Here is a 16,662-nt window from a genome sequence, read left to right as displayed (position 1 = left end):
CATGGAAAACAAGGCCCATGCCATCGCCGCCGGCGCTTTCGTGCTCGGCCTGCTGGCCGCGCTGATCGCGCTGGTGGTCTGGCTCACCCGCGACAACACGGTGCGCAACGTCTACGAGCTGTCTACCCGCGATGCGGTCAGCGGGCTGCAGCCGCAAGCCATGGTGCGCTACCGCGGCATCGCGGTGGGCAAGGTGGCGTCGATCGACTTCGATCCCAAGGTCAAGGGCAACGTGCGGGTTCGCATCACGGTCGACGAGCGCGTGCCTCTCACCACCTCGAGCTACGCCTCCCTGGCCTACCAGGGCGTGACGGGCCTGGCTTTCATCGCCCTGGACGACAAGGGCGGATCGCAGACGCCGCTGCTGCCCAACAACGACGACCCGCCGCGCATCCCGCTCAGGCCCTCGGCGCTGGCGCAGCTGCAGGACCGCGGCGAGGCGATCATCAACCAGGTCGAGGAAGTCACGCGGCGCGCGAACGTGCTGCTGGGCGACCAGAACCAGAAGCGCATCGCCGACGCGCTGGAGAGCATCGCGCAGGCCACGAACAGCGCCAACCAGCTCACCCGCTCGCTGAACGACACGGTGAAGAACGGCCTCAACCCGGCGCTGGCGGCGCTGCCGCCGCTGATCGACCGCACCAAGGACACCATGGGCACGGTGAAGACGGCGGCGGGCGACGTCTCGCGCGTGTCCAACAACCTGAACACCACCGTGAGCCGGCTCAATGCCAAGGACGGCCCCATCGACCGTCTGAGCGATGGCACCAAGTCGCTGGCACAGGCGGTGGATTCCATCAACGCCGCCACCCTGCCGCGGGTGAACCGCGTGGCCGAAGACACCTCGCGCGCGGTGCGCCGCCTGGGCCGGGCGGCCGACAGCATCAACGACAACCCGCAATCCCTGCTCTTCGGCAACGGCGGCGTGGCGGCCGGACCGGGCGAGCCCGGCTTCTCGCCGCCGCCGGCCCGTCCCTGACCTGCAACACCATGAAGAACAAGCAAGAAGCCCCAGCGCGATCGGCCGTCCGGCGCCGCTTTCTCCTGGCCGTGCCGGCGGCCGCACTGCTCGCCGGCGCTTGCGGTGCGCTGCCCGACAAGCCCAGCCGCGCGACCCTGTACGACTTCGGCCCCAACCTCGCGGCCGCCGCACCGGCGCCGGCAGGGGCGCCCCCCCTGCCGCCGATCGCGCTGGCCGAGATCGACGCCAACGCGCGGCTGGAAAGCACGCAGCTTCTCTATCGCCTGGGCTATGCGGATGCGAATGAGCTGCGGCCCTACGGCCTGGCCCGCTGGAGCCTGCCGCCGGCGCAACTGCTGCACCAGCGGCTGCGCGATGCGCTGGCGCAGCGGCGGACCGTGCTCGGCCCGGAGGAGTCGGCCATGCTCGCGCGCACCGAGGGCCAGGTACCGGACACCTTGCGCGTGACGCTGGACGAGTTCAGCCACTACTTCCAATCGCCTGCCCAGAGCATGGGCCTGGTGCGGCTGCGCGCCACGCTGATCCGCCGAGGCGCCGGCGGCGACCGGGTGATGGCGCAGCGAAGCTTCGCGGTGCAGCGTCCAGCGCCCAGCGCCGAGGCCGCCGGCGGCGTGAAAGGCCTGGCGGCGGCGAGCGACGCCGTGGTGGCCGAGCTCGTGAGCTGGGTGGACCAGGTGCGCTGAGGCCAAGGGAAGGCTGGCCATGCGCCGCATCGGGCTCATCTCCGACACGCACGGGCTGCTGCGGCCCGAGGCGCTGGCTTTCCTGCAGGGCTGCGAGCGCATCGTGCATGCCGGCGACATCGGCGATCCGCAGATTCTTGCCAGGCTGGATGCCGTGGCGCCAGTGAGCGCCGTGCGGGGCAACAACGATCACGGGGACTGGGCCGAAGCGGTGCCGGCCAACACGCTGATGGCGCTCGAGGGCCTGCGGCTCTACGCGGTCCACGACCTGGCAGACCTGGCGATCGATCCGGTGGCGGAGGGCGTGCAGGTGGTCGTCACAGGCCATTCCCACCGCCCCAAGGCCGAGATGCGCGGCGGCGTCTGGTACGTCAATCCCGGCAGCGCCGGGCCGCCTCGCTTCCGGTTGCCGATTTCGGCGGCCGAGCTGCAACTGGACGGCGGCACCATCACGCCGCGCATCGTCGAGCTCGTCAAGCGATAGCCGCCCCTTCAGGCCGCTTGTGCCGCTCAGCGCGCCCGCGAAAGGGCGGGGAACAGCGTGGACAGCCCGTCGGCCATCACCTCCACCGCCAGGGCGGCGAGGATCAGCCCCATCAACCGCGTCATGACGTTGATGCCGGTCTTGCCCAGCACGCGCGCGATCGGATCGGCCAGCGAGAAGACCAGGCCCGTCACCAGCCCCACCACCACGCCGTAGAAGACCAGCACCGCGAGTTCCCAGATGTGCTGCGTCTTGTCGGCGTAGATGACAACCGTCGACATCGTGGCCGGGCCGGTCAGCAACGGGATGGTCAGCGGCACCACTGCGATCGAGGCGCCGAGCGAGGCTTTGACCTCGGCGGCGCGGATCTCTTCCTGATTGCCCTTGGACTCCGCCGGCTGTGCGTTGAGCATGTTGAGCGAGCTGATCAGCAGCAGCATGCCGCCACCGACCTGGAAACTGGCGATCGAGATTCCGAAGAAGGCCAGCAATTGCAGTCCCAGGAGGGCGCTGATGGCGATCACCATGAAGGCGCTGAAGGCCGAGACCCAGGCGGTGCGCTTGCGTTGCGCTTCGGTGTAGCCCTGCGTGTAGTGGATGAAGAAAGGCACGATCGCCAACGGGTTCACGATGGCCACCAGCGTGATCAGCGGCTTCACCAGGTCCATCGCAGGGGAGGCCATCTCACTGCCCGCCCGGCGGCACGAAGGACGATGAGCGCCCCCTTGCGGGGCAGCGAACGAAGCGAGTATGGAGGCCGTGCATCAGCGTCCACCGGTGATGTCCAGAAAGGTGCCCGTCACGTAGCTGGCTTCTTCGCTCAGCAGCCACACGATGCCGTTGGCGACCTCCTGCGCGGTGCCGGTTCGCTTCATGGGCACGGTCCCGGCGAGCTGGAAGGCACGGTCGGGCATGCCGCCGGAGGCGTGGATCTCGGTGTCGATCAGGCCGGGGCGGACCGCATTGACGCGGACGCCTTCCTCCGCCACCTCCTTGGCGAGGCCGACGGTCAGGCTTTCGATGGCACCCTTGCTGGCCGCATAGTCCACGTACTGGCCGGGTGAGCCGAGCCGCGCCGCCGCACTGGAGAGATTGACGATGGCGCCGCCCTTGCCGCCATGCCGCTTGCTCATGCGCCGCACCGCCTCGCGCGCGCAGAGAAAACTGCCGATCACGTTGATGCGGAACATGCGTTCCAGGCGCGCGACGCTCATCTCGTCCACGCGGGCCTGCACGTCGACGACGCCGGCGTTGTTCACCAGCGCGCCGAGCCGTCCGAACTTGGCGTCGATCCGCTCGAACATCGCCCTGACCTGCGCCTCGTCGCCGACATCGGCCTGCACGCTCATCGCGCGGCCGCCGCCGTCGCGGATCGCGCGCACCACCTCATCGGCCGCCAGCGAATTGCTGGCATAGTTGACGGCCACTGCGAAGCCGCGCTGCGCGGCGAGCAGCGCGGCTGCGGCACCGATGCCGCGGCTCGCGCCCGTGATCAAGAGCACCTGGTCCAAATCCCGCCTCCTGCACGAAAGCCGTGCGTCAGTTAAAACCGTTCGCGCCGATTACATCATCGAGGAGAGGCTCGTGACCCGCAGCGTCGACTATTACTTCACTCCCCAGAGCCCCTGGACCTACCTCGGGCACGCGCGCTTTACCGCGCTCGCCAAGGAGGCCGGTGCCGCCGTGCGCCTGCGGCCGGTCGACTTCGGCGCCATCTTCCCGGTCTCCGGCGGCCTGCCGCTGGGCAAGCGCGCGCCACAGCGCCAGGCCTATCGGCTGGTGGAACTGGCGCGCTTCTCGCGGCACCTGGGCCTGCCGCTGAATCCGACGCCGAAGTTCTTTCCGGTCGCCGGTGACGACGCGGCCAAGCTCATCATCGCGATCGATCTGAACGAAGGCACAGAGGAGGCGTTGAAGCTGTGCAGCGCGATCTTCGCCGCGGTCTGGGTGCAGGAGCGCAACATCGCGGACCCGAAGGTGCTGGACGCGTTGGTAGCCGAGTGCGGCCTGCCGGCCAAATCGGTCGAGCGTTCGCTGAGTCAGGCCGTGCAGGAGCGCTACGAGGACTACACCCAGCAGGCCATCGACGCGAAGATATTCGGTGCGCCCAGCTACGTGGTCGACGGCGAGATCTTCTGGGGCCAGGATCGGCTCGACTTCGTGGCAAGCGCATTGAAACAACCCCAACCCCCCATCACAGGAGCATGAACATGGGCCAATTCATCGATCTCACCGCCAAGGACGGCTTCAGCTTCCCCGCCTACGTGGCGGAGCCGGCAGGCAAGCCCAAGGGCGCGGTGGTCGTCCTGCAGGAGATCTTCGGTGTCAACTCGCACATCCGTTCGGTGGCCGACGGCTATGCGGCAGAGGGCTATCTCGCAGTGGCGCCTTCGACCTTCCATCGCGTCAAGCCCGGCGTCGAACTGGGCTATAGCGAGGCGGATATGAAGGCCGGCTTCGAACTCAAGACCGCGGTCGAAGCGCTGCCGGAGCCGGGCGTTCTGCAGGACATCCAGGCGGCCGTCGAATATGCGGCGCGCGGCGGCAAGGTCGGGATCGTCGGCTATTGCTGGGGTGGCTTGCTCACCTGGCGCGCCGCCGCGGACGTGTCGGGACTGTCGGCCGCGGCGCCTTACTACGGCGGAGGGATGACCACGCCCGAGGAAAGCGCGCGCGCCCCCAAGGTGCCCGTGCTCGCGCATTTCGGCAACAACGACCACTGGATTCCGCTCGACACCGTCGAGGCCTTCAAGAAGGCGCATCCGGAAGTGGAGGTGCACGTGTACGAGTGCGGCCACGGCTTCAACTGCGACCAGCGCGGCTCCTACGACGCCGGGGCGGCCAAGCTGGCGCGCGAGCGCACGCTGGCCTTCTTCGCCAAGCACTTGGCCTGAGGGCGAGCCATGGGGCCGCGGCATCCCCTGCGTATCGCCGCGGCCCTGTTCGCGTTGGCCGCGGCCTGCCTGGGCGCCCACGCGGCCGAGTACGGCGGGCCGCTGTTCGACGCGCACCTGCACTACAACGAGGAAGCCTGGGACGGCGACAGCGGCCCCTATCCACCGGCCGAGGCCCTGGCGCGCATGCAGCGCAATGGCGTGAAGGCCATCATCGCCAACTCGCGGCCCAACGCCGGCACGCAGACCCTCGCCGCCGCGCAAGAGACCCGTGCGGCCGGCGTCACCGTCGTCCCTTTCGTGCGTCTTTACCGCAACCGTGACGACTACAGCAACTGGTTTCGCGACGAGAGCATCTACGAAATGGTGCAGGCCGAACTGGCGCGCGGGACGGCCAGCGGGCCCTACCGCGGATTGGGCGAATTTCACCTCTACGACAGCGCGAACGCCAACGGCGCCGTGGCCCGCAAGCTGATCGTGCTGGCGGAGCAGAAGAAGCTCGCGGTGCTCGCCCACGTGGACGACACGGCCATCGATCTGCTGATGGCGCATTCGCCGTCGAAGGGACAGGCGATGCGCCTCATCTGGGCGCATACCGGCATCGGGGGGCCGCCGGTGTCGCGCGTGCGGACCCTGCTCGAGCGCTATCCGCTGCTGATGGGCGAACTGTCCTACCGGCCGGGCCTGACCTGCGAGGGCGGGATGCTTTGCCCCGAGTGGCGCGACCTGATCCTGCGCTACCCCGATCGCTTCGTGGTCGGCTCCGACACCTGGGTGAACCAGCGCTGGAGTGCCTACGACCAGATCATGGGCGGCTACCGGCGCTGGCTCGCCGAACTGCCGCCGGAGGTGGCGCAGCGCATCGCGTGGGGCAACGCCGCAGCGCTGTTCGGGCTGCGCTGAGTCAGCCTCGCTCGATTGGAGGCATCGGCATTGTTTCGATCCCGGAAACGCCGCGTCTCTTTTCTAGGTGATTTCCCGCAGTGGTTCGACCGGACACTTGCCCGCGCAGGCAGCCCCCGAGCGCGCCTGACCCTGGAACCACTTCCGACGAAACACAAGGACCTGACATGAAGACCTCTCGCCTCCTCGCCGCTGCCGCGTTGTCCCTCATCGCCTCCGCCGGCGCGCATGCCGAAACCTACCATGGCGTCGAAGCGCCGGTCTCTGCCCGCAGCCGCGCCGACGTCGAAGCCGAGGCCGCTCGTACCGCTGCCGCCCCCAATCAGAACGTGGTGCGCGGCTCGCGTGGCGCCGAGCCATTCAAGTCGATGGCAGATCCCCAGGCCGTCTATGCGCAAGCCGTGGCCACCGCCAACGCGCCCGACCAGAACGTCACCGGCGGCTCGCGCGTCAACAGCCGCGTCATCTCCACGATGCCGAACCGCGCCCAGGTGCTGCAGCAGGCGCAGAAGGATGGCGCTTCCACGGCCAAGTAAGTCCTGCGACGCCCATGAGAAAGCCGGGCAGCGCGGCAGCGCCGCCCGGCTTTTTTTTCATCTGTTGCGCGCCAGATAGCGCTTGCGCCAGAACACCAGCACCAGCAGCAGCGCAATGCCGGCCATGGATGCCATGGCGATCCAGAAGCCGTCGGCCTTGTGTACCAGCGGGATGAACTCGAAGTTCATGCCGAAGATGCCGGCGATGAGGTTCAGCGGGAGGAAGACCGCGGTGAGTGCCGTGAGTATCCTCATGATGTCGTTGGTGCGATGGCTCTGGACGCTGAAGTGCAACTGCACGGCGGTCTCGGCGTTCTGCTCGAGCCGTCTGACGTGATGCACCACGCGCTGGATGTGCTCGAGCACATCGCGGCTGCGCACCATGATCAGTTCGCGCTCCCGAGACTCGGCGCCGCCCTCGGGCGAGGGAAGGGTTTCCTGGCCGTCGATCCAGTCCTGCACCGCGGCGCGCTGGTCCTCGCAGATCTCGTCGAGATGATGCAAGGACTGGCGCGCCTCCATCAGCGCGCTCCAGTTGGTGAAGCGGCTGTGCGGGTCGATCAACTCGGCCTGCCAGTGGTCCAACTGGCGTGTCAGGTCGCGGCGCAGATCCAGGTAGGCGTCGACGATCAGGTTGACCAGGCGCAACATCAGGTCGGCGGGGCCGGTCGGCAGCCGGGCGGAGACGGCTCGCACGTCGAGGACCGGTGGCGGCCTGTCGCCGCGCACGGCGGGCGCTGCTGCATTCATCAGGCGGGCGGCGAAGGCGTCCCGCACCGAGCCGTCTTCCGGGTGCACGGACAGGAGGACCCGGTCGAAGATGGTGAAGCCAACCGGCCGCGTGTCGATCCGCCGCAGCACCGGCGGTCCGCTGCCGCGGGCCGGAGGCGGCTCGGTGCCCCGCGGCTTCGGGGTGGTGGGGGTCGCGCTGGTGGCGGCCAGCCGGCGGAACACCAGCACGTCGTATTGCGAGGTGAAGTCGTAGCGCGAAGGCAACTGGTCGTTGAGCAGGTCCGCCACGTGCAGATCGACCAGTTGCGTGCCGCAGAGCGACTGCAGCGCGCCCTGCACCTCGGCCAGCGATGCACGCAACTCGTCGCGCGTGAGCGACATCCACAGGAACCCGGCGCAGGCGCCGGGCACCGACAGCGGCGCCAGGGCGGGGTGTTCGACGACGCGGTTGCCGTGAATCTCGAAGATGCGCATGCGAGGCGCCGGCAGCTTCTCAGGGCCTGGGCAGCAGGCGTGCGGCGTCCAGCGCGAAATAGGTGAGCACGCCGTCGGCGCCGGCGCGCTTGAAGGCAAGCAGGCTTTCCAGCATCACGGCGTCGTGGTCCAGCCAGCCGTTCTGGGCCGCAGCCTTGAGCATGGCGTACTCCCCGCTCACCTGGTAGGCGAAGGTCGGCACCCGGAATTCGTCCTTTACCCGGCGCACGATGTCCAGGTAGGGCATGCCCGGCTTCACCATGACCATGTCTGCGCCCTCGGCGATGTCGATGCCGACTTCGCGCAGGGCTTCATCGCTGTTGCCCGGGTCCATCTGGTAGACCTTCTTGTTGCTCTTTCCGAGGTTGGCGGCCGAGCCCACTGCGTCGCGGAAGGGGCCGTAGAAGGCGCTGGCGTACTTGGCGCTGTACGCCATGATCCGCGTGTGGACGTGGCCGGCGGATTCGAGCGCATTGCGGATCGCGCCGATGCGGCCGTCCATCATGTCGCTCGGCGCGACGATGTCCACGCCGGCCTGGGCCTGCGCCAGGGCCTGCTTGACCAGCACCTCGACAGTGGGGTCGTTGAGGATGTAGCCGGTGTCGTCCAGCAGGCCGTCCTGGCCATGGCTGGTATAGGGGTCCAACGCGACGTCAGTCATCACGCCCAGTTCCGGAAAGCGCGATTTCAGCGCGGCCACCACGCGCGGGATCAGGCCTTCGGGGTTGAAGGCCTCGTCGCCGCCCGGTGTCTTGAGGCTGGGGTCGATCACGGGGAACAGTGCTATCACCGGAATGCCCAGCGACAGGCATTGGTCGGCGATCGGCAGCAGGAGATCCAGGCTGAGGCGTTCCACGCCAGGCATCGAAGGCACAGCGACGCGCTTCTTGTCGCCTTCGTGCACGAACACCGGGTAAATGAGGTCATGAGCGCTGAGCCTGTGCTCACGCACCAGGTTGCGCGTGAAAGTGTCCCGGCGCAGCCGGCGCGGCCGGCCCGCAGGGAAGGGGGCGTGGTGGGTCATACGGAAAATTGTGCCCCAAGGGGAAGAGCGCCTGTGAACGCATGCATCGGGCGCCACATGGGTAGTACTTTAGGTCTACACGAGTTGCAAAATTCACCAAAATTTTAGAACTGGCTTGATCGCCGTTAATGCCTTTGTTAAATTCCGCAGTGGGCGGCTTGCCGCTCCCCGCTTTTCCTCCCTGAGCGGGTGCCTTGATGTGTGACAGCAAAAGGGCTTCCCAGCCCGGCGTTTTGGCGCCGGGCTTTTTTTTTGCCCTGGGCGGCTACCGACGGGCCACTAAACTGCCGGCCATGCTCTGGGTCAAGTCACTGCACATCGTTTTCGTCGTGAGCTGGTTCGCGGGCCTGTTCTACCTGCCGCGCCTCTTCGTGAACCTGGCGATGGTGCCGCCGGAGTCGGTGGCGGAGCGGGAACGGCTGCTGCTCATGGCCCGCAAGCTGTGGCGTTTCACCACCTTCCTGGCCGTGCCGGCGGTGGCATTCGGCCTGTGGCTCTGGCTGGGGTACGGCATCGGCCGCGGCCCCGGCAGCGGGTGGATGCATGCCAAGCTGGCGCTGGTGGTGGCGGTCATCGGCTACCACCACGGCTGCGGCGCGTTGCTGCGCAAGTTCGTGAAGGGGCAGAACCGGCGCGGCGATCGCTGGTATCGCTGGTTCAACGAGGCGCCGGTGCTCCTGCTGCTGGCGATCGTGGTGCTGGTGGTGGTCAAGCCCTTCTGAGCCGGTGACCACCCGCCACAAATCCGCGGCCCTGCCTCTTGCATTCGCCTACGCGGCGCTGATCGTCTACGCGAGCCTCTATCCCTTCGCGGATTGGCGTGACCAGGGCATCGCCCCCTGGTCCTTTCTGGGGGCGCCCTGGCCCAAGTACTGGACCGCCTTTGATTTCGGCATCAATGTGGCAGGCTACGTCCCACTGGGCTTCCTGGCGGCCATCGCCATTCTGCGCACCTGGGAGGGCGCCGGCCCGGTGCGCGCGGTGCTCGCTGCGGCACTGGCGGGCGTGGCGATCTCCTTCGCCATGGAGACGCTTCAGAGCTATCTGCCCGCGCGCATTCCGTCCAACGTGGACATGGGGCTCAACAGCGCGGGCGCCCTGGCCGGCGCCGTCGTCGCCGCCGTGCTGGAGCGGCTGGGCGTCGTGGCGCACTGGCACCGGACCCGCTCGAACTGGTTTGTCGAGGATTCGCGGGGCGCGCTTGTGCTGCTGGCGCTGTGGCCCTTGGCGCTGCTGTTCCCGGCCGCCGTCACCTTCGGACTGGGCCAGGTCTTCGAGCGGCTTGAGGTGGCGATTTCCGAATGGCTGCTCGACACGCCATTCATCGACTGGCTGCCCGTGCGGCAGTTCGAGCTGGAGCCGCTGGTGCCGGGCGTCGAGCTGCTGTGCGTGATGCTGGGCGCGTTGGTGCCCTGCCTGCTCGGATTCCTGGTCACGCGGCCGGTCGCTCGCCGCGCCGTGCTGCTGCCCCTGGTGTTGCTGGCCGGCGCGGCCGCCTCGGCTTTGTCGGCGGCACTGAGCTACGGGCCCGAGCATGCCTGGGCGTGGTTGAGCCCTCCGGTGCAGGTGGGCATCGCGGCCGCCCTTTTTCTCGGCATCGCGCTGCTGCCTGCCCCGCGCCGGCTGTGCGCCGCGCTGCTGCTGGTCGCGCTGGTGGTGCACCTCAGCCTGCTCAACCAGGCGCCGGAGAGCGCCTATTTCGCCCAGACGCTGGCGACCTGGGAGCAGGGACGCTTCATCCGCTTCCATGGCCTCGCGCAGTGGCTGGGCTGGCTCTGGCCCTTCGTGACGCTTGCGTACGTGCTGGCGACCCTGTCGCGACGTGGCCCACGACCCTGACGGGCGCGTGCCGACGCGTGCTCAATAGAATGGTCCGATGTCCAGTTCCAGCACTGCGCCGCCGCGTGGCTACTACGGTCGTCACATCTTCTTCTGCCTGAACGAGCGCACCAATGGTGAGGACTCCTGTTCGCAACACAACGCGCAGCAAGGCTTTGCCCGCTGCAAGGCACGCGTCAAGGAGGCGGGGCTGGCGGGCCCCGGCAAGATCAGGGTCAACAAGGCGGGTTGCCTGGACCGCTGCGCCGGTGGGCCCGTAGCGGTGGTCTACCCGGAGGCCGTCTGGTACACCTTCGTCGACGAGGAGGACATCGACGAGATCGTCGAGTCGCATCTGCGCAACGGCCAAGTGGTCGAGCGGCTGCTGCTGCCGCCGGACGTGGGACGCTGAAGAACCCATGAACGCGCAAACGGAAAAGCTCGTGCTGCAGGGCGCAGCCGGCGCCATCGCCGCGCTGCGGGACGCTGCGGCCACGGACGGACCCGCGCGAGGCGTGGCGGTGATCGCCCACCCGCATCCGCTTTTTGGCGGCACCATGGACAACAAGGTGGTGCAGACGCTGGCGCGGGCCTTCGTCGCCTGCGGATGGACCGCGGTGCGCTTCAACTTCCGTGGGGTCGGCGGCAGCGAAGGCGGGCACGACGAAGGCCGCGGCGAATGCGAGGACATGCTGCGGGTCATCGAGCAGGTCGCACCGGACGGTCCCCTGTCCATCGCCGGCTTTTCCTTCGGCGCGTTCGTGGCGAGCCGCGCGGCCGAGCCGCTATGGGCTCAGCGCGACATTCGCCATCTGGTGCTCGTCGGGGCGGCCGCCTCCCGCTTTTCGGTGGCGACGCTGCCGCTCGAAGCGCACGAGCGCACGCTGGTCGTGCATGGCGAACAGGATGACACCGTCTCCCTGGCCGCGGTGCTCGACTGGGCGCGGCCACAGTCACTTCCTGTTACGGTCGTTCCCGGGGGCGGCCACTTCTTTCACGGACAATTGCCGTTGCTCAAAGGCTTGGTCGTGCGTCACCTGCGTGCCGGCCAGTGTTCGTTTCTTCCCGCATCCCAATGAATCGTCTTCTCGGCGCGCTGCGCGCCTTCGCGGCGGCCGCCGCCGCATCGTTTTGCCTGATCGCCGTCGCGCAGGTGCCGCAACCGCCGGAGGTCGCCGCCCGGAGCTATCTGCTGATGGACGTGACGGCCAATCAGCTGCTCGCGCAGAAGGATGTCGACATGCCGGTGGAGCCGGCCTCGCTGACCAAGCTGATGTCTGCTTACCTGGTCTTCGACGCGCTCAAGGCCAAGAAGATCACCTTGCAGCAGACCTTGCCGGTCAGCACCCGAGCCTGGAAGATGCCCGGCTCGCGGATGTTCATCGATCCGAAGATGCAGGTGCCGGTCGAAGACCTGATCAAAGGCTTGATCGTGCAGTCGGGCAACGACGCCACGGTCGCGTTGGCCGAGGGCGTGGGCGGCACGGTCGAGCACTTTGTCGAACTCATGAACGAGCAAGCCAAGGCGCTCGGCATGAAGAACACGAGCTACAGGAATCCCGAAGGCCTGACTGCACCGGGCCACACCACGACGGCGCGCGACCTCAGCATCCTGGCTACGCGGCTGATGCGCGACTTCCCCGAGTTCGTGCACTACTACTCGATCAAGAAGTACCGCTATCCGGGCACGCCGTCGACCAACGACACCAACCGCAATCTGCTGTTGTTCCGCGACCCCACTGTCGACGGCCTCAAGACCGGCCATACCGACGCAGCCGGCTATTGCATGATCGTGACCTCCAAGCGCGACTTCCCGAACCTGAGCGGCGGCCGGCGCCTGCTGTCGATCGTGCTCGGAGCGGCCAGCGAGAATGTGCGGGCCAACGAGTCGCAGAAGCTGCTGAACTGGGGGTACACGGCCTACGACGCGGTCCGCCTATTCGACGCCAACCAGGCCGTTGCGACGCCGCAGGTCTGGAAGGGCAAGGAAAACACCGTCAAGCTCGGCCGCACGGAGCCGATCGTGGTTGCGGTGCCGGCGGGCTCCGCCGCCAAGATCAAGACGCAGGTGGCGCGGCCTGATCCGCTGGTAGCGCCCTTTGCCCGCAACCAGCCGATCGGTTCGCTCAAGGTCACCCTGGACGACCAGCCGGTGACCGAAGTGCCGTTGCTGGCCCTGGAGCCGGTGGAGCAGGCCGGCGTCATGGGCCGTGCCTGGGACGCGGTTCGTCTCTGGATCAAATAGCCTGGGCACTCAAGGCAGTGCTATACTCGCGGGCTTTTCGGAAAAATCCGAAGGGTTTCACGTTTTCGTCATTCCCCGGCTGCTTCATGTCACGGTGAGGCGCTCGGCCGGGGTGTTTTGGGACCAATCATTCATGCCAACCATCAATCAACTCGTGCGTCAGGGCCGCGAGGTCGAAAAGACCACGTCGAAGAGCCCTGCCATGCAGAACTCCCCGCAGCGTCGCGGTGTCTGCACCCGGGTCTACACCACCACCCCGAAGAAGCCGAACTCGGCGCTTCGTAAAGTTGCCAAGGTCCGCCTGACCAACGGCTTCGAAGTCATTTCCTACATCGGCGGCGAAGGCCACAATCTGCAAGAGCACAGCGTCGTGCTCGTCCGCGGTGGACGTGTCAAGGATCTGCCCGGCGTGCGCTACCACATCGTGCGCGGTTCGCTGGACCTGCAAGGCGTGAAGGATCGCAAGCAGGCTCGTTCCAAGTACGGCGCGAAGCGCCCCAAGAAGGCCTGATCCTTCAATTTTGTCGTTCAACGGTGTTCGGCGCGCCTTGGCGGGTGCATCGAACGAAGTGGCCCGAAGTCGGGTCGAGTAAGTGAGAGCCCTTGTCGGTTCTCGCGGTGCCGGAGACGGCGCCAACTGAAGCAAAGAGGTTAGAAAATGCCACGTCGTCGCGAAGTCCCCAAACGTGAAATCCTGCCGGATCCCAAGTACGGCAATGTCGAGTTGTCCAAATTCATGAACGTGATCATGGAAGGCGGCAAGAAGGCTGTGGCCGAGCGCATCATCTACGGTGCCCTCGACCAGATCGAAAAGAAGAACCCGGGCAAGGATCCGCTCGAGGCCTTCACGATCGCCATCAACAATGTCAAGCCGATGGTCGAAGTGAAGTCGCGCCGCGTCGGTGGTGCGAACTATCAGGTTCCGGTCGAAGTGCGCCCCGTGCGCCGTCTGGCGCTGTCGATGCGCTGGATCAAGGAGGCCGCCCGCAAGCGCGGCGAGAAGTCGATGGCCCTGCGCCTGGCCAACGAGCTCATGGAAGCCACCGAAGGCCGTGGCGGCGCCATGAAGAAGCGTGATGAAGTGCACCGCATGGCCGAAGCCAACAAGGCCTTCAGCCACTTCCGCTTTTAAGAACCGAGCCCTAGTCAGACAGGCTGGAAGCCCGACCCATCGAAGACGATGGGCGGGCTTTCATCCGTTAACGGAGTAATTTTCATGTCCCGCAAGACCCCCATCGAGCGCTACCGCAACATCGGTATTTCTGCGCACATCGACGCCGGCAAGACCACGACGACCGAGCGCATCCTGTTCTACACCGGGGTGAATCACAAGATCGGCGAAGTGCACGACGGCGCCGCCACCATGGACTGGATGGAGCAGGAGCAGGAACGTGGCATCACGATCACCTCGGCCGCCACCACCTGCTTCTGGAAGGGCATGGACATGTCCTTCCCCGAGCACCGCATCAACATCATCGACACCCCCGGCCACGTTGACTTCACCATCGAGGTGGAGCGTTCCATGCGCGTGCTGGACGGCGCAGTCATGGTGTACGACTCCGTGGGCGGTGTGCAGCCCCAATCCGAAACCGTCTGGCGCCAGGCCAACAAGTACAAGGTGCCCCGCCTCGCGTTCGTCAACAAGATGGACCGTATCGGCGCTGACTTTTTCCGCGTGCGCCAGATGATGGTAGACCGCCTGAAGGCCAACCCTGTGCCCATCGTGATCCCGATCGGCGCCGAGGACAACTTCAAGGGTGTGGTCGACCTGCGCAAGATGAAGGCCATCATCTGGGACGAAGCTTCCCAGGGCATGAAGTTCACCTTCGAGGACATTCCGGCCGAACTCCTTGCCTCCGCCAAGGAGTGGCGCGAGAAGATGGTCGAGTCCGCCGCGGAAGCGTCCGAAGAGCTGATGAACAAGTACCTCGAGGAAGGTGACTTGACCGAGGAGGAGATCACGCAGGGCCTGCGCACGCGCACGATCGCGGGCGAGATCCAGCCGATGCTGTGCGGCACGGCCTTCAAGAACAAAGGCGTGCAGCGCATGCTGGACGCCGTGATCGAACTCATGCCCTCGCCGCTGGACATTCCGCCGGTGCAAGGCACCGACGAAGACGAGCAGGTCGCCAGCCGCAAGGCGGACGACAACGAGAAGTTCTCGGCTCTCGCATTCAAGCTCATGACCGACCCTTATGTCGGCCAGTTGACCTTCGTGCGCGTCTATTCCGGCGTGCTCTCGAAGGGAGACAGCGTGTTCAACCCCGTCAAGGGTAAGAAGGAGCGTATCGGCCGCATCGTCCAGATGCATGCCAACGAGCGCTTGGAAGTCGATGAAATCCGTGCCGGCGACATCGCCGCCTGCGTCGGCCTGAAGGACGTGACCACGGGTGAGACCCTGTGCGATCCCGACTCCGTCATCACGCTGGAACGCATGGAGTTTCCCGAGCCCGTGATTGCGCAGGCCGTGGAGCCGAAGACCAAGGCCGATCAGGAAAAAATGGGCATCGCGTTGCAGCGCCTGGCCCAGGAAGACCCCTCGTTCCGCGTGCGGACCGACGAGGAGTCCGGGCAGACCATCATCTCCGGCATGGGCGAACTGCACCTCGAAATCATCGTGGACCGCATGAAGCGCGAGTTCGGCGTGGAAGCCAACGTGGGCAAGCCGCAGGTGGCCTATCGCGAGACGATCCGCAAGACCGTCACCGATGTCGAAGGCAAGTTCGTTCGCCAGTCGGGCGGCAAGGGTCAATACGGCCACGTGGTGTTCACCATCGAACCGCAGGAGCCCGGCAAGGGCTTCGAGTTCGTCGACGCCATCAAGGGCGGCGTGGTGCCGCGTGAATACATCCCGGCGGTCGAGAAGGGCGTGATCGAAGCGCTCAACACCGGCGTGCTGGCCGGCTACCCGGTGGTGGACGTCAAGACGACGCTGACCTTCGGTTCGTACCACGACGTGGACTCGTCCGAACAGGCCTTCAAGATGGCTGCCATCTTCGGTTTCAAGGAAGGCTGCAAGAAGGCGTCGCCCGTCATCCTGGAGCCGATGATGGCGGTGGAAGTGGAGACGCCAGAAGACTACGCCGGCAACGTGATGGGCGACCTGTCGTCTCGTCGTGGCATGGTGCAGGGCATGGAAGATATGGTTGGCGGTGGCAAGACCATCAAGGCCGAGGTGCCGCTGTCCGAAATGTTCGGCTACTCGACCACGCTGCGCTCGATGTCGCAGGGTCGCGCGACCTACACGATGGAGTTCAAGCACTACGCGGAAGCCCCGCGCAACGTGTCTGAAGCCATCGTCGCTGCTCGCGCCAAGTAATCGCATCTGTCTGCGACCGTGTGCCCCTTGTCGCCCGTGGCGAGGGAATGAGCGACGCGGTGCAGACGTTAAACCAACACGCGGGCATTGCTCTTTCGAGGATTGAAAATGGCAAAAGGAAAGTTCGAGCGCAAGAAGCCGCACGTGAACGTCGGCACGATCGGTCACGTAGACCACGGCAAGACCACCCTGACGGCGGCCATTGCCACGGTGCTGTCGGCCAAGTTCGGCGGTGAAGCGAAGGCCTACGACCAGATCGATGCGGCGCCCGAAGAAAAGGCTCGCGGCATCACCATCAACACGGCCCACGTGGAGTACGAGACGGCCAATCGTCACTACGCTCACGTGGACTGCCCCGGCCACGCCGACTACGTCAAGAACATGATCACCGGTGCCGCCCAGATGGACGGTGCCATCCTGGTGTGCTCGGCCGCCGACGGCCCGATGCCCCAGACCCGCGAGCACATCCTGCTGGCGCGCCAGGTGGGCGTGGGCTACATCATCGTTTACCTGAACAAGTGCGACATGGTGGACGACAAGGAGTTGCTGGAGCTCGTCGAGATGGAAG

The 16,662-nt window shown here is 66.5% G+C and carries 20 protein-coding genes; 16 read left to right on the top strand and 4 right to left on the bottom strand.

The window, feature by feature from the left end:
- Position 1: 1 nt before the first annotated feature.
- Genes ABEA07_RS15850 through ABEA07_RS15840 form a run of 3 tightly spaced genes read left to right on the top strand, consistent with a single transcriptional unit; the run spans position 2 to position 2,149 of the window.
- Entirely contained in the window at positions 2-979 is a 978-nt protein-coding gene (locus tag ABEA07_RS15850) for an MlaD family protein (protein WP_345539009.1), read from the top strand.
- Between the two features lie 11 nt (positions 980-990).
- Positions 991-1,665: an ABC-type transport auxiliary lipoprotein family protein gene (locus ABEA07_RS15845; RefSeq protein WP_345539008.1), complete on the top strand. Its 675-nt coding sequence runs from the start codon at positions 991-993 to the stop codon at positions 1,663-1,665.
- A 19-nt stretch (positions 1,666-1,684) separates the two neighbouring features.
- Positions 1,685-2,149, top strand: coding sequence for a metallophosphoesterase family protein (locus tag ABEA07_RS15840; protein ID WP_345539007.1), 465 nt, complete (start codon positions 1,685-1,687; stop codon positions 2,147-2,149).
- Positions 2,150-2,175: 26 nt separating this feature from the next.
- On the opposite strand, the gene ABEA07_RS15835 is transcribed toward ABEA07_RS15840, so the two are convergent.
- Both ABEA07_RS15835 and ABEA07_RS15830 read right to left on the bottom strand, forming a co-directional pair.
- Positions 2,176-2,832 carry a MarC family protein gene (locus ABEA07_RS15835; protein WP_425584141.1) on the bottom strand — a complete coding sequence of 219 codons (657 nt, stop codon included), beginning with the start codon at positions 2,830-2,832 and terminating at the stop codon, positions 2,176-2,178.
- An 81-nt stretch (positions 2,833-2,913) separates the two neighbouring features.
- Positions 2,914-3,660, bottom strand: a complete 747-nt coding sequence (locus ABEA07_RS15830) for an SDR family oxidoreductase (RefSeq protein WP_345539005.1) — start codon at positions 3,658-3,660, stop codon at positions 2,914-2,916.
- 73 nt (positions 3,661-3,733) lie between these two features.
- Between ABEA07_RS15830 and ABEA07_RS15825 the strand changes: the two genes are divergently transcribed.
- The 4 genes from ABEA07_RS15825 to ABEA07_RS15810 all read left to right on the top strand — a co-directional run bounded on the left by ABEA07_RS15825 (position 3,734) and on the right by ABEA07_RS15810 (position 6,482).
- Positions 3,734-4,357, top strand: coding sequence for a 2-hydroxychromene-2-carboxylate isomerase (locus ABEA07_RS15825; RefSeq protein ID WP_345539004.1), 624 nt, complete (start codon positions 3,734-3,736; stop codon positions 4,355-4,357).
- A 2-nt stretch (positions 4,358-4,359) separates the two neighbouring features.
- On the top strand, positions 4,360-5,043 hold the full coding sequence (locus ABEA07_RS15820; RefSeq protein WP_345539003.1) for a dienelactone hydrolase family protein: 684 nt from the start codon (positions 4,360-4,362) through the stop codon (positions 5,041-5,043).
- Between the two features lie 9 nt (positions 5,044-5,052).
- Complete coding sequence (locus ABEA07_RS15815) at positions 5,053-5,946, top strand: amidohydrolase family protein (RefSeq protein WP_345539002.1); 894 nt, start codon at positions 5,053-5,055, stop codon at positions 5,944-5,946.
- 167 nt (positions 5,947-6,113) lie between these two features.
- Positions 6,114-6,482, top strand: coding sequence for a DUF4148 domain-containing protein (locus ABEA07_RS15810; protein ID WP_345539001.1), 369 nt, complete (start codon positions 6,114-6,116; stop codon positions 6,480-6,482).
- 57 nt (positions 6,483-6,539) lie between these two features.
- On the opposite strand, the gene ABEA07_RS15805 is transcribed toward ABEA07_RS15810, so the two are convergent.
- Together ABEA07_RS15805 and hemB are read right to left on the bottom strand one after the other, a co-directional pair.
- Entirely contained in the window at positions 6,540-7,688 is a 1,149-nt protein-coding gene (locus ABEA07_RS15805; protein ID WP_345539000.1) for a magnesium transporter CorA family protein, read from the bottom strand.
- Between the two features lie 19 nt (positions 7,689-7,707).
- Positions 7,708-8,712 carry a porphobilinogen synthase gene (gene hemB, locus ABEA07_RS15800; RefSeq protein ID WP_345538998.1) on the bottom strand — a complete coding sequence of 335 codons (1,005 nt, stop codon included), beginning with the start codon at positions 8,710-8,712 and terminating at the stop codon, positions 7,708-7,710.
- A gap of 293 nt (positions 8,713-9,005) precedes the next feature.
- Between hemB and ABEA07_RS15795 the strand changes: the two genes are divergently transcribed.
- The 9 genes from ABEA07_RS15795 to ABEA07_RS15755 all read left to right on the top strand — a co-directional run.
- Positions 9,006-9,434, top strand: coding sequence for a CopD family protein (locus tag ABEA07_RS15795; protein ID WP_345538997.1), 429 nt, complete (start codon positions 9,006-9,008; stop codon positions 9,432-9,434).
- Between the two features lie 4 nt (positions 9,435-9,438).
- Positions 9,439-10,551 (top strand): VanZ family protein, encoded by a 1,113-nt coding sequence (locus ABEA07_RS15790; protein ID WP_345538996.1) that lies wholly within the window; start codon positions 9,439-9,441, stop codon positions 10,549-10,551.
- A 37-nt stretch (positions 10,552-10,588) separates the two neighbouring features.
- Positions 10,589-10,942 (top strand): (2Fe-2S) ferredoxin domain-containing protein, encoded by a 354-nt coding sequence (locus ABEA07_RS15785; RefSeq protein WP_345538995.1) that lies wholly within the window; start codon positions 10,589-10,591, stop codon positions 10,940-10,942.
- A 7-nt stretch (positions 10,943-10,949) separates the two neighbouring features.
- On the top strand, positions 10,950-11,609 hold the full coding sequence (locus ABEA07_RS15780; protein ID WP_345538993.1) for an alpha/beta hydrolase: 660 nt from the start codon (positions 10,950-10,952) through the stop codon (positions 11,607-11,609).
- Positions 11,606-12,775 carry a D-alanyl-D-alanine carboxypeptidase family protein gene (locus tag ABEA07_RS15775; RefSeq protein ID WP_345538991.1) on the top strand — a complete coding sequence of 390 codons (1,170 nt, stop codon included), beginning with the start codon at positions 11,606-11,608 and terminating at the stop codon, positions 12,773-12,775. Before ABEA07_RS15780 ends, ABEA07_RS15775 begins: the two co-directional genes overlap by 4 nt.
- Positions 12,776-12,908: 133 nt before the next feature.
- Positions 12,909-13,286, top strand: a complete 378-nt coding sequence (gene rpsL, locus ABEA07_RS15770) for a 30S ribosomal protein S12 (protein ID WP_324914571.1) — start codon at positions 12,909-12,911, stop codon at positions 13,284-13,286.
- Positions 13,287-13,433: 147 nt separating this feature from the next.
- Positions 13,434-13,907 carry a 30S ribosomal protein S7 gene (gene rpsG / locus ABEA07_RS15765; protein ID WP_077002363.1) on the top strand — a complete coding sequence of 158 codons (474 nt, stop codon included), beginning with the start codon at positions 13,434-13,436 and terminating at the stop codon, positions 13,905-13,907.
- 84 nt (positions 13,908-13,991) lie between these two features.
- Entirely contained in the window at positions 13,992-16,094 is a 2,103-nt protein-coding gene (gene fusA, locus ABEA07_RS15760; protein WP_345538990.1) for an elongation factor G, read from the top strand.
- Positions 16,095-16,202: 108 nt separating this feature from the next.
- Positions 16,203-16,662, top strand: a 460-nt coding sequence (locus ABEA07_RS15755; protein ID WP_345538989.1) for a GTP-binding protein, incomplete at its 3' end; no start/stop codon positions are given.

The organism is Variovorax defluvii, from assembly GCF_039541515.1.
GTDB lineage: Bacteria > Pseudomonadota > Gammaproteobacteria > Burkholderiales > Burkholderiaceae_C > Variovorax > Variovorax defluvii.
Note: the sequence above shows the minus strand (reverse complement) of the source record. Positions and strands in the feature narration are given on the sequence as shown.